This window comes from Photobacterium andalusiense (assembly GCF_900185625.1).
Classification (GTDB): Bacteria; Pseudomonadota; Gammaproteobacteria; order Enterobacterales; family Vibrionaceae; genus Photobacterium; species Photobacterium aquimaris.
In genome coordinates, this window is record NZ_FYAJ01000007.1 from 48,918 (window position 1) to 60,924 (window position 12,007).

Sequence of the window (12,007 nt, forward strand, 5' to 3'; positions counted from 1 at the left end):
ATTGGAGAAGAAATTATTCTTCGCCTAAATCACCACAAAAGCGGTAACCTTCACCATGGATAGTAGCGATGATTTCTGGTGTATCTGCAACTGATTCAAAGTGCTTACGAATGCGACGAATAGTTACATCAACAGTACGGTCATGTGGTTTTAATTCACGGCCAGTCATTTTCTTTAGTAAATCAGCACGCGTTTGAATCTTACCTGGGTTCTCACAGAAGTGCAGTAATGCACGGAACTCAGAGCGAGGTAATTTAAATTGCTCACCACTAGGGCTTACTAAAGAACGGCTATTGATTTCTAATGACCAATCATTGAACTCATAACGTTCAACCAGTTTTTTATCTTCAGTTGGAAGACCTTGGTTCATCGCTCGAGTTAATAGATTACGTGCACGAATAGTTAATTCACGAGGGTTGAATGGCTTAGTGATGTAATCATCAGCACCAATTTCAAGACCTAAAATCTTATCAACTTCGTTATCACGACCGGTTAAGAACATTAATGCCATATCACCTTGTTCGCGAAGTTCACGTGCAAGTAGAAGGCCGTTTTTACCAGGAAGATTGATATCCATGATAACAAGATGCACAGGGTTTTCAGAAAGCATCTGGTGCATTTCTGCGCCATCATTTGCTTCAAAAACAGTATAACCCTCTGCTTCAAAAATACTTTTTAGGGTGTTACGTGTTACGTGCTCGTCTTCTACAATCAGAATGTGAGGGGTTTGCATTTTGGCAGTACCTAATATCAGAAACTAAATCTGGTTAACCACAGAATAGTTAAATTCTATAAAAAAAATTCACATATAGGACAAATGTTTTAAATAAACACTTTATTGTTACAACCTATGTGGTACACCATCCTTTCATTCAACAACATAATGATGTTGAAATCCCCCATAAAGCTTGGGGTGCTGGCTACAATCTCCCTGATAATGCGACAATTGTATTCACTTAACAGCTCGCTAACAATGTGGAGAGCTTAGTTGATGCCCATTAGTTGTATATTTTTTGATTTATATCAAACAGTGAGAAGAACAATAGTTATGTTTCTAAGTTTAGTTAACTTTTATATCAGAGTAGACAAAAAGTGTCATGATAGTAATAAGAATATACAAAACTCGATACCAGTGACTAATATTTAAGCTTAATGATAATAAAAAGCACAACATATAGTTCATCTTTATCTAAATATTGTAACAGTATCAATTGGGGTTGGCACTCATTAAGGCGAATGGATTTTTATAAAAAAGAGCTAATAATCAATATTATTATTATTGTTAAGAAATACGGTCAAATTTGTCTGTTTTTTGATTTTTTTCGTGATAAAGGAAAAGCTAATGAAGGATTTATTACCTGATCTATGTGATTACTTTCCACAAGATATTCGTTTTTTACCGCTAACCTTACTTGACTATGGCTGCCATACACCCTTTGGCGGTCAAATCGTTACCCTACGTTGTTTTGAAGATAATAGTTTTGTGCGTGATATATTATCAACTGCAGGTGATGGTAAGGTGTTATTTATTGATGGTCATGGTAGTTGTCGACGCGCATTATTGGGCGATCAATTGGCATTATTAGCGGTAAAAAATAACTGGCAAGGTATTATTGTTAATGGTGCTATTCGCGATGTAGCAACGTTGGCACAATTACCTCTCGGGGTTAAAGCATTGGCTGCATGCCCAATAAAAACCGAAAAGCGTCAAATGGGTGAGAGCAATGTGGTATTAAATATTGCTGAGACGCTAATCTATCCTAATGATTATCTTTATGCTGATTTGAATGGCGTTATCTTGACGAGTACGGCATTAGATTTGAGTGTATTAAAAACTGAACCCTAATCCGAGTTCAATAATTTGCTCTAGTTCCGCATAGTCGACAGTTGCACGTACATTGACCTTCTGGGATACATCATATTGACTGCCGAATTCTAACCCTAATGTGGTTTTATTATTTATTGTTTCTGAGGTAATAGCACTGTTTATACTGATACGTGGTGAGACAGTATATTTAACTCCAGAGGTTAAGCCACTTGATGTTGGTTGATCATCAGTACTGGTTGTTAGATGAGTACTGACATAAATCTGAGTATTGTTAGTGACAGAGTAAGCATAACCACTGTCGATTTGCCAGACATCAAAACTTTGTTGCTGGCGTGATTGCGATGATAGAAACCAGCCTGATGTTAATTTTTGACCGCCATTATAAGTTAGGCTAGTTTTTATGGCAGTTGTTGCTTGTGCTGTAGTTGATAGCGCTAAAAAAGTAAGTAAGCCGATCATCCTTAAATAAAATTGGGTCATACCTACTCCTTTTTAATAACGACGTTATTTTAAATAGTAGGTGATGTTGCACCAATAGAAAGTGTTATAAGTGATAAATATGAACACCAATGCTTATAGTGTGATGATTGATACAATTTAAGCGTAATCTGATCAAACTTTACAGTCGCGATAAAATTATTCTTTAGCTCTTGTTAAGTGTAATCGATGACTGTTTTGATAGGGGAAAACATCTGGGTATAACTCTTGTTTAATGTTGGTTTGTAAATATTGCCAATAACTTGCCTCAAAAAGATTCTGATGTAATTCATTAAACAATGCTCTTACTTTGGGATTAATCAGTAAGAAAGTACGAAATTCTTCAGGAAAAACATCGTTGATGCCAACGCTATACCAAGGTTCAGCTGCCATTTCATCTTCAGGATAACGCGCTGCTGGAATGGTACGAAAATTCATTTCAGTCATATAAGTAATTTCATCATAGTCATAAAACACCACTCGTTTATGACGTGTCACACCAAAGTTTTTAAATAGCATATCTCCTGGAAATATATTGGCAGCAGCTAACTGCTTAATAGCGTAACCATACTCATTGACTGCGTGGCGTAAGTCAGCATCGTTAGCAGTTTCAATATAAATGTTAAATGGAATCATTCGTCGTTCCATATACAAATGTTCAATAATGACGTTATCGTCAGTGACAGTGACAATCGAAGGTGCAATAGTGAGTAGCTCATTTATTAACTCGTCGCTAAAGCGTTGTCGTGGAAAACTAAAGTGACGGTACTCTTGCGTATCAGCCATTCTGCCAACACGATCATGCTCTTTTACTAATTGATATTTTTGTTTTACTGCTTGATGACTAATGTCTTTTTGTGGTGCAAATTTATCTTTAATTATTTTAAAAACAAAATCATAGGATGGCAGAGTAAAAACGGACATCACCATACCCTTGATGCCTGGGGCAATAATAAACTTATCGTTTGAGTGCTCTAAATGATCGAGAAATTGACGATAAAATTCAGTCTTACCGTGCTTTTGGCAACCAATAGCAGTGTAGAGTTCGGCTAAATTTTTATTGGGTAATAGCTGGGATAAAAAGCGCACTAAGGCCGCAGGAGCTGGACTGTAAACCATGAAATATGAACGAGCAAATCCAAAAATAACACTGACATCATTAACGTTACAAATACCCGCATCTAGGACTAATTGACCGTCGTGATTGAGTACTGGTAGTACTAAAGGGAATGATTCACCATTTGAAAGTGTCAGTTTTCCAACCAGATAAGCTGCTTTATTTCGATAAAAAGGTTCGCGAATTTGCTCTAAGGTGAGTTGTTGATCGAGTTTATTATCAAGCTCTGCTTGTAAGTGAGAAACCAACAATTGAATATCAGCTTTTTTATCACTCCAATCAAGTGTAAATGGTTGATCATCCAGCATTCTTTCAAGCATTGCCGCAATAGTTGTTTGGACACGATAGTGACGGGTTAAGGTACTGGGATAGGTAGGAATTCGATGCTGTTGCGAGCTATGAACAAAGATATTATCGCGGTTAATATTACGGTGTTTGAAAATACGGCAGTATACCGAGTTAAAAAAACTTTCTGCAATATCATAGCGAGGGTAGTCAACCAGTAAATTTTGATAAGCATGTTTTACTGCTGTAAGGCAGATTTGATTGGCATATTGCCCGCCAAGCATGATCTGAATTTGGTTTGTGACTAATTCAACATGATGGTCATAAAAACTAATTCGCTTTTTTAATGCTTGATGAACCTGCGCCCATTGTTGATGTTCAAACCGTTGTTGTGCTTCGGCTGTAACGTCAAGAAAGCGGCCAAACATTGCATCAGAGCCTTGTAAAATAGTATGTGCTATCAGTGACTCCATGGCTGCACTCATCGACGCGTCCTTAATGATGATAATTTTATCTTCTATTGCTTATTACTATGCAATGCTCGTTAACGGACTGCAAATATTATTGTTGTTTTTTTAAACGATTAAATTCACTCTGTTGCGTATACTTTGAAAGTAGCTGTGATGTGATAATTGTAAAAACTTTATTGACTCTATATTACGATTCATGTAATCGTAAGGTAACAGCGTGTGAAAGAGAAATTGCAACGATGGCAAATATATCCCGTATTACTATCACCACCATTATTATGACCATTACCATTAACGGTGTTGGTGCGGGCTGATATGCGCAAGAATTACAACAAGCCCGCAACTCATAAAGAGCTGCGGGCTTTTTTTTCAATTTAAATTCATCAGTATTGAGTAATGCTTGTTTACAGCAAGTAGTTCAGGATAGTCACTCGGGAGTTAGGGAATGCGAGTATTTAAATTTGGCGGTTCGTCATTAGCAAATGCAGAACGGTTTTTAAGAGCGGCAGATATTATTGCCAGTAATGCCAAACAAGGTGAGGTTGCAGTGGTGTTATCGGCACCCGGTAAAGTCACTAATAACTTAGTTGCGGTAATTGACAGTGCTGTAACGACAGGGAGTGCAACGCAACAAATCACGACATTAGAAACAGTTTTTAATGATCTTTTTGATGGCCTTAAAGCTCTTGAACCTCGTTTTGAACAACAACTACTAACGGCCAAGCTAACTGCAACGATTGAGCAATTACAACAGTATGTCCATGGCATTCAATTATTGGGTCTATGTCCTGATAATGTTTACGCCAAGGTGATCAGTAAAGGCGAACGGTTATCGATTTTGGCTATGAAATCATTATTAGAAGCCAAAGGCCAACCAGCAAGTTTGATTGATCCGGTTCAGTATTTATATGCTGAAGGCGATTACCTTGAAGCACATGTTGATATTGAAATTTCAACTCAAAATTTCCGCAATAACCCTTTACCTGCTAACCATGTTTGTATTATGCCAGGCTTTACTGCTGGTAATCGTCAAGGTGAATTAGTCACATTAGGCCGTAATGGATCAGATTATTCAGCTGCGGTATTAGCGGCTTGTTTACGGGCTGATTGTTGTGAAATCTGGACTGATGTTGATGGTGTTTATAGCTGTGATCCGCGTTTAGTTCCCGATGCGCGTTTATTGAAGTCATTGAGCTATCAAGAAGCGATGGAATTGTCTTATTTTGGCGCATCAGTATTGCACCCCAAAACCATTGCTCCGATTGCTCAATTCCATATTCCTTGCTTAATCAAAAATAGCTTTAATCCGCAAGGTGCGGGCACTCTGATTGGCCAAGATACGGGTGAAGATCAGCTGGATATCAAAGGAATTACAACCTTAAAAGATTTAACTATGGTTAACGTTTCTGGCCCAGGAATGAAAGGCATGGTTGGTATGGCAGCACGCGTATTTGGTGCAATGTCTAGCGCTGGAGTATCGGTAGTATTAATCACGCAATCATCTTCTGAATACAGCATTAGTTTCTGTATTGAAACCGCCGATAAGCTTGCAGCTAAGAAGGCATTAATTGCCAGTTTTGAACTGGAACTAAAAGAAGGTTTATTAGAGCCAGTAGAATTTAGTGACGATTTATCGATTGTAACGTTAGTTGGTGACGGTATGCGTACCTCACATGGCGTAGCATCGCGTTTCTTTACTGCGCTAGCTGAAGTTGATGTCAATATTGTGGCGATTGCTCAAGGCTCTTCTGAGCGTGCTATTTCAGCTGTTATTCCACAAAATAAAGTCTCAGAGGCGGTTAAAGCCTGTCATGAAAACTTATTTAATAGCCAGCATACACTGGATGTCTTTGTGGTCGGTGTCGGTGGCGTTGGCGGTGAGCTAATTGATCAAATTCACCGACAACAACCAAAACTGTCTCAAAAAGGGATAGTGATTCGAGTCTGTGGTATGGCGAACAGTAAAGGTTTATTGCTTGATAGTAATGGCTTTGTTCTTGATAGCTGGCGCGATCTGATGGGATCTGTAACTGAGCCGTTACAGCTTCAGCGTATGGTTGAGTTAGTGCGAAATAACCATATTATTAATCCGGTTATTATTGATTGTACCTCTGATCAGACCATTGCAGAACAATATGCTGATTATTTAGCTGCGGGTTTCCATGTTATTACCCCAAATAAGAAAGCCAATACTGCTAGCATGGCGTATTACCAACAATTACGCCAAGCAGCGCGTGTTGGTCACCGTAAGTTTATGTATGACACTACCGTCGGTGCTGGTCTACCAGTTATTGAAAACTTGCAGAATTTACTTGCAGCCGGTGATGAATTAGTGCGGTTCTCAGGTATTTTATCAGGCTCTCTTTCTTATATTTTTGGTAAGTTAGATGAAGGTATGAGTTTTAGTGAGGCGACAACAGTTGCACGTAATAATGGCTTTACTGAACCTGATGCGCGTGATGATCTGTCTGGAATGGACGTTGCTCGTAAACTTCTGATCTTAGCCCGTGAAGCCGGATTAGAATTAGAACTTGAAGATGTGGTGGTAGAACAAGCGCTACCGCCTGGTTTTGATGCTTCTGGTTCGGTGGATGAATTTATGGCACGACTGCCACAAGCAGATGCTTATTTTGCTGAATTAGCGGCTGAAGCGGCTAAAGAAGATAAAGTATTACGTTATGTTGGTGAAATTGATAACGGTAATTGCAATGTCAAAATTGTGGCGGTTAACCCAGATGATCCAATGTTTAAAATTAAAGATGGTGAAAATGCATTGGCTTTCTACAGCCGTTATTACCAGCCGATTCCATTAGTGTTACGTGGTTATGGTGCTGGTACTGAAGTAACTGCTGCAGGTGTGTTTGCTGATCTGATGCGTACATTAGGCTGGAAGCGAGGTATCTAACATGAGTGTTGTTGTTTATGCTCCTGCCTCGATTGGTAATGTCAGTGTTGGCTTTGATGTTTTAGGCGCCGCAGTGTCTCCTATTGATGGTTCATTACTGGGCGATCGAGTTGAGGTTGCCGCTGGTAAGGCTGCATTTAGTTTGCAATGTGTCGGTGCTTTTGTTGATAAGTTACCTCAACAAGCTGAACAAAATATTGTTTATCGTTGTTGGCAGGTGTTTGCACGTGAGCTTGACCATAAGGGGATCACTTTACTGCCAGTTGCCATAACGCTAGAAAAAAACATGCCGATTGGATCTGGTTTAGGTTCAAGTGCCTGTTCGATTGTGGCAGCGCTTGATGCTTTGAACCAATACCATCAACAGCCGTTAACCAGCAATGAATTATTGGCCTTAATGGGAGAGATGGAAGGTGAAGTGTCTGGCAGTGTTCATTACGATAATGTCGCCCCTTGTTTCTTAGGTGGGCTGCAATTTATGGTGCAAGAAATGGACATTATTAGCCAACCAGTACCTTGTTTTGATGATTGGTATTGGGTAATGGCTTATCCAGGCATTAAAGTACCAACAGCAGAAGCGCGCGCGATTTTACCGGCGCAATATCGGCGTCAAGATGTGATTGCTCATGGACGTTATCTGGGAGGTTTTATTCATGCTTGCCATTCTCAGCAGCCATTACTTGCCGCAAAAATGATCCATGATGTTGTTGCTGAACCTTACCGCGAAAAGTTATTACCTAAATTTAATCAAGCACGAAAATATGCTCTAGAAGCGGGGGCTATTGCGAGCGGTATTTCTGGTTCTGGACCGACAATGTTTAGCATCTGTACCAATCTTGAGGTTGCACAACGGTTAGCAAAGTGGTTAACCGCTAATTATGTCCAAAATGATGAAGGTTTTGTTCATGTTTGTCAGCTTGATAAACAAGGTGCAAAAGTCACAGGGAGTGAGTTATAACCATGAAATTGTATAATCTAAAACAACATCAACAGCAGGTTTCATTTGGTCAGGCCGTACGTCAAGGACTAGGACATAATCAAGGACTGTTCTTTCCAGCAGAACTCCCTCAATTTAGCGATATTGATGCATTGTTAGAGATGGATTTTGTCACCCGTAGTAGCAAGATCCTTTCCGCTTTTATCGGTGATGAATTAAGTGAAGAAACCGTTAGCCAAATGGTTGATAGTGCTTTTCAATTTCCAGCACCTATCAATAAAGTAAAAGACGGCGTGTACGCGTTAGAATTGTTCCATGGTCCAACATTAGCGTTTAAAGATTTTGGTGGCCGTTTTATGGCGCAATCACTCGCTGCAGTAACAGCTGATAGTGAAACTGATATCACGATTTTAACCGCTACCTCTGGTGATACAGGTGCTGCGGTTGCCCATGCTTTTTACGGTATGGATAACATCAAGGTCGTGATTTTGTATCCGAAGGGCAAGATCAGTCCGTTACAGGAAAAGATGTTCTGTACATTAGGTAACAACATTACCACGGTTGCGATTAATGGTACTTTTGATGACTGTCAGACGTTAGTTAAGCAAGCATTTGATGATGCTAAATTACGTGAAGATATCGGCTTAAATTCAGCAAATTCAATTAATATCAGCCGCTTAATGGCGCAGATTTGTTACTACTTTGAAGCTGTATCTCAGCTGTCAAAAGCGGAACGTGAGCAATTAGTCATTTCAGTACCTAGCGGTAACTTTGGTAATTTAACTGCGGGTTTATTGGCTAAATCATTAGGCTTACCCGTAAAACGTTTTATTGCTGCAACTAATGTTAACGATACCGTTCCGCGTTATTTAAAAACCGGCGATTGGGCCCCTAAAGCGACTGTTGCCACGATTTCAAATGCAATGGATGTTAGTCAACCGAATAACTGGCCACGTATTGAAGAATTATGCCAGCTCAAAGGATGGGGATTAAACCAACTGGGCTATGGTGCAGTTGATGATCAGCAAACTGCGGTAACATTAAAACAAATGTATGTTGATGGTTATTTGTGTGAGCCACATGGTGCGATTGCTTACAATGTACTTGAGCAACAATTAGCGGCGGATGAAACCGGCCTATTCTTATGTACAGCGCATCCTGCGAAGTTTAAAGATGTGGTTGATGATATTTTAGCGACTGATATTGAGTTACCGGCCCCACTTGCAAAACATAATGCGATGCCATTATTGTCATTAGAGTCTAATAATGATTTTATTGCGATTAAGGACATTTTATATTCGGTACAACCGACTAGATAAGGTCAGCTCGTAGCATGAATAACAAAAAAGGAGCCATTAGGCTCCTTTTTTTATTGCAGCATCTTGCTCTAATCAAGACACTTACACTAAGGCCGAAATTATAGGCTGTTAGTGAAAGTACGAGCGATAACGTCTTGCTGCTGTTCAGTTGTTAGTGAGTTAAAGCGTACAGCATAACCTGATACACGAATCGTTAGCTGTGGGTATTTCTCTGGGTGTGCAGCAGCATCTACTAGTGTTTCACGCTTAAGAACGTTAACGTTCAAGTGTTGACCACCTTCGATTTTTGCTGGAGCTTCGATAGCTAGTTCACGGTACTCAATGTCACCAAGATCTGCTTGTGCGATAACTTGGTCAGCTTCGTAGTTGCCAGACGCACAAACACAACGCGCTTCGTTAGACTCGCTATCTAGGATCCAGATTGAGTTTAGTAGATCATCGTTTGCTGCTTTAGTAATTTGAATACCAGTAATCATAACTTTTCTCCAAGAAAATTGTTGTTAATTTATTCGTTTTTGTATTGAGCTACCTATTATATAACCCGCAATGCACTTTTGGGTATTGATGTAGATCAAGTTACTACAAAAAACCTTAAATATAATAAGGCTGTTTTATTGAGCTAGGTCAATCTAACTGCATTTTAGCTGGGAATCAACTAAAATTAGTAAATTTAAAAAATAAGTTTAATGTTATTTTGTTGTAAAATAACAACATTTTATACCATCCCTATATACCACTGGTGAATATGTTGTCATTTTACGTGGGTTTTTATGTTAAATTTTCCGAGTGACATTAGCGTTGTTAATATGTTGCTTGATGGTTATTTTTGAGAGTGATTATGAAATTAATTGGAGCACATGTGTCAGCGGCTGGTGGTGTGTTTAATGCTCCTGCTAACGCCAAGGCTATAAATGCAACGGCATTCGCATTGTTCACCAAGAACCAACGTCAATGGCAAGCAAAGCCATTAGATGCTGCTACCATCTCGGCATTTAAGGCCCGTTGTCTGCAACTTGGTTTTGATGCAAATGCTATTTTGCCGCATGACTCTTATTTAATTAATTTAGGTGCGCCAGAAACTGACAAGCTAGAAAAGTCACGGTTAGCATTTATTGATGAAATGCAGCGTTGTCAGCAATTAGGTTTACATTTATTGAACTTTCATCCAGGCAGTCATTTAAAGAAAATTTCTGAAACAGAATGTTTAAGATTAATTGCAGAATCAATTAATTTAGCCCATCAGCAAGTTGATGATGTGATAGCAGTGATCGAAAATACTGCAGGTCAAGGATCTAACTTAGGTTGGCGTTTTGAGCATTTAGCCGAAATTATTTCGCAAGTAGACGATAAATCACGTGTCGGGGTGTGCATTGATACTTGCCATACTTTTGCTGCTGGTTATGATTTGCGAACAATGGAAGCGACACAAGCGACCTTTGCTGAATTTGATCAAGTGGTTGGTATGCAATATTTACGCGCAATGCACTTAAATGATTCCAAAGGTGAGTTAGGCAGTCGCTTAGATCGTCATCATAGTTTGGGTGAGGGCACGATTGGATGGGACTGTTTTCGTTTCTTAATGCAAGATAGTCGATTTAATAATATGCCGTTAATATTAGAAACCATTAACCCTGATATCTGGCAGCATGAAATTGCGATGTTACGTGGTTTTGCACAAGAGGAATAATAAATGACAGCAAGTTGGCAAGCATTTATCGAGCAGCAGCAACAACTACCATATTTTAAGGATATTGAGCAAGCTGTGACACTTGCTCGCGCTGAAGGTAAAACGGTTTTTCCTCCTCAAAAAGATGTATTTAACGCGTTTACAACCACGCCACTAATGGCGACCAAAGTTGTGATTTTAGGTCAAGATCCTTATCATGGCCCAAATCAAGCTCATGGGTTGAGTTTTTCAGTACTACCCGGTGTAAAAACACCGCCATCATTGGCTAATATGTATAAAGAATTAGCGACTGATATTGACGGATTTATTATTCCTGAGCAGGGATATTTGCAATCATGGGCAGAGCAAGGGGTGTTATTACTTAATACTGTATTAACTGTCGAGCAAGGTAACGCCCATTCCCATGCTAAAATTGGTTGGGAAACGTTTACTGATCGCGCTATTGAATATATTAATGATAATACCGAAGGGGTGATTTTTTTATTGTGGGGTGCCCATGCTCAGAAAAAAGGTAAAAAAATAGATGCCAACCGACATCATGTTCTGACCTCTGCTCATCCATCACCATTGTCTGCTTATCGTGGTTTTTTTGGTTGTAGGCACTTTTCTGCAGCTAACGCGTTGTTAATTGCAATGAATAAAACCCCGATTGATTGGCAATTATAATCGTGCGGTAAATATTCTTTACAAGAATAAAACGGCCAGCAATGAAGCTGGCCGTTATTGGTTGTTACTAAAAATCAAAATCATCACTATTGAAACTACCACACATATCCATATCTTGTAGTTCTCGACGTAGTCTTTGACGATCTTTCAAAGCTTCAATTTCACGCCATTTTCTCTTCTCAGGTTTTGCACGAGAGCGGCGTGAAACAGTATCAGTAGTCATCATATCGTCGAATGCAAAGCTATCCATAAAGCACCTATTCCTACTTTTCGCTTGATGTAAGCGATCAGATTATTTATTACCATAGAATGACTC

General features: G+C 39.3%; 11 protein-coding genes and 1 other annotated feature. Of the genes, 6 read left to right on the forward strand and 5 right to left on the reverse strand.

Going from position 1 to position 12,007, the window contains the following annotated elements; genetic code table 11:
* Nucleotides 1–13: 13 nt before the first annotated feature.
* Nucleotides 14–733 carry a two-component system response regulator ArcA gene (gene arcA / locus PAND9192_RS15190; RefSeq protein WP_060997621.1) on the reverse strand — a complete coding sequence of 240 codons (720 nt, stop codon included), beginning with the start codon at nucleotides 731–733 and terminating at the stop codon, nucleotides 14–16.
* A 609-nt stretch (nucleotides 734–1,342) separates the two neighbouring features.
* On the opposite strand from arcA, the gene PAND9192_RS15195 reads away from it, so the two are divergent.
* Nucleotides 1,343–1,846 carry a putative 4-hydroxy-4-methyl-2-oxoglutarate aldolase gene (locus PAND9192_RS15195; protein WP_087854465.1) on the forward strand — a complete coding sequence of 168 codons (504 nt, stop codon included), beginning with the start codon at nucleotides 1,343–1,345 and terminating at the stop codon, nucleotides 1,844–1,846.
* Here the strand turns inward: PAND9192_RS15195 and PAND9192_RS15200 are convergent.
* Nucleotides 1,829–2,308 carry a hypothetical protein gene (locus PAND9192_RS15200; RefSeq protein ID WP_087854466.1) on the reverse strand — a complete coding sequence of 160 codons (480 nt, stop codon included), beginning with the start codon at nucleotides 2,306–2,308 and terminating at the stop codon, nucleotides 1,829–1,831. The genes PAND9192_RS15195 and PAND9192_RS15200 overlap by 18 nt on opposite strands.
* A gap of 156 nt (nucleotides 2,309–2,464) precedes the next feature.
* The gene (gene aceK / locus PAND9192_RS15205; RefSeq protein WP_087854467.1) at nucleotides 2,465–4,192 is read right to left on the reverse strand and encodes a bifunctional isocitrate dehydrogenase kinase/phosphatase; all 1,728 of its coding nucleotides are present in this window, start codon (nucleotides 4,190–4,192) and stop codon (nucleotides 2,465–2,467) included.
* A 233-nt stretch (nucleotides 4,193–4,425) separates the two neighbouring features.
* Nucleotides 4,426–4,548 (forward strand) — a sequence feature (Thr leader region).
* A gap of 74 nt (nucleotides 4,549–4,622) precedes the next feature.
* Here aceK and thrA point away from each other — a divergent pair.
* The 3 genes from thrA to thrC are packed head-to-tail and all read left to right on the forward strand — an operon-like array spanning nucleotide 4,623 to nucleotide 9,338.
* On the forward strand, nucleotides 4,623–7,082 hold the full coding sequence (thrA, locus tag PAND9192_RS15210; protein ID WP_087854468.1) for a bifunctional aspartate kinase/homoserine dehydrogenase I: 2,460 nt from the start codon (nucleotides 4,623–4,625) through the stop codon (nucleotides 7,080–7,082).
* Nucleotide 7,083: 1 nt separating this feature from the next.
* Nucleotides 7,084–8,040: a homoserine kinase gene (thrB, locus tag PAND9192_RS15215; RefSeq protein WP_087854470.1), complete on the forward strand. Its 957-nt coding sequence runs from the start codon at nucleotides 7,084–7,086 to the stop codon at nucleotides 8,038–8,040.
* 2 nt (nucleotides 8,041–8,042) lie between these two features.
* Nucleotides 8,043–9,338: a threonine synthase gene (gene thrC / locus PAND9192_RS15220; protein ID WP_087854471.1), complete on the forward strand. Its 1,296-nt coding sequence runs from the start codon at nucleotides 8,043–8,045 to the stop codon at nucleotides 9,336–9,338.
* Nucleotides 9,339–9,436: 98 nt separating this feature from the next.
* On the opposite strand, the gene grcA is transcribed toward thrC, so the two are convergent.
* Entirely contained in the window at nucleotides 9,437–9,814 is a 378-nt protein-coding gene (gene grcA, locus PAND9192_RS15225; RefSeq protein WP_060997628.1) for an autonomous glycyl radical cofactor GrcA, read from the reverse strand.
* A gap of 362 nt (nucleotides 9,815–10,176) precedes the next feature.
* On the opposite strand from grcA, the gene nfo reads away from it, so the two are divergent.
* Nucleotides 10,177–11,025, forward strand: coding sequence for a deoxyribonuclease IV (gene nfo, locus PAND9192_RS15230; RefSeq protein ID WP_087854472.1), 849 nt, complete (start codon nucleotides 10,177–10,179; stop codon nucleotides 11,023–11,025).
* Nucleotides 11,026–11,028: 3 nt separating this feature from the next.
* On the forward strand, nucleotides 11,029–11,691 hold the full coding sequence (gene ung / locus PAND9192_RS15235) for a uracil-DNA glycosylase (protein WP_087854473.1): 663 nt from the start codon (nucleotides 11,029–11,031) through the stop codon (nucleotides 11,689–11,691).
* Between the two features lie 67 nt (nucleotides 11,692–11,758).
* Here ung and PAND9192_RS15240 read toward each other — a convergent pair whose 3' ends face one another.
* Nucleotides 11,759–11,941: a DUF3545 family protein gene (locus PAND9192_RS15240; RefSeq protein ID WP_060997631.1), complete on the reverse strand. Its 183-nt coding sequence runs from the start codon at nucleotides 11,939–11,941 to the stop codon at nucleotides 11,759–11,761.
* Between the last annotated feature and the right edge of the window lie 66 nt (nucleotides 11,942–12,007).

Bases quoted from the DNA above. Each gene is read 5' to 3' on its own strand.
- PAND9192_RS15240 (WP_060997631.1), bottom strand. From the start codon at position 11,941: ATGGATAGCTTTGCATTCGACGATATGATGACTACTGATACTGTTTCA.
- PAND9192_RS15195 (WP_087854465.1), top strand. From the start codon at position 1,343: ATGAAGGATTTATTACCTGATCTATGTGATTACTTTCCACAAGATATT.
- arcA (WP_060997621.1), bottom strand. From the start codon at position 733: ATGCAAACCCCTCACATTCTGATTGTAGAAGACGAGCACGTAACACGT.
- nfo (WP_087854472.1), top strand. From the start codon at position 10,177: ATGAAATTAATTGGAGCACATGTGTCAGCGGCTGGTGGTGTGTTTAAT.
- ung (WP_087854473.1), top strand. From the start codon at position 11,029: ATGACAGCAAGTTGGCAAGCATTTATCGAGCAGCAGCAACAACTACCA.
- aceK (WP_087854467.1), bottom strand. From the start codon at position 4,192: ATGAGTGCAGCCATGGAGTCACTGATAGCACATACTATTTTACAAGGC.
- thrA (WP_087854468.1), top strand. From the start codon at position 4,623: ATGCGAGTATTTAAATTTGGCGGTTCGTCATTAGCAAATGCAGAACGG.
- thrB (WP_087854470.1), top strand. From the start codon at position 7,084: ATGAGTGTTGTTGTTTATGCTCCTGCCTCGATTGGTAATGTCAGTGTT.
- grcA (WP_060997628.1), bottom strand. From the start codon at position 9,814: ATGATTACTGGTATTCAAATTACTAAAGCAGCAAACGATGATCTACTA.
- thrC (WP_087854471.1), top strand. From the start codon at position 8,043: ATGAAATTGTATAATCTAAAACAACATCAACAGCAGGTTTCATTTGGT.
- PAND9192_RS15200 (WP_087854466.1), bottom strand. From the start codon at position 2,308: ATGACCCAATTTTATTTAAGGATGATCGGCTTACTTACTTTTTTAGCG.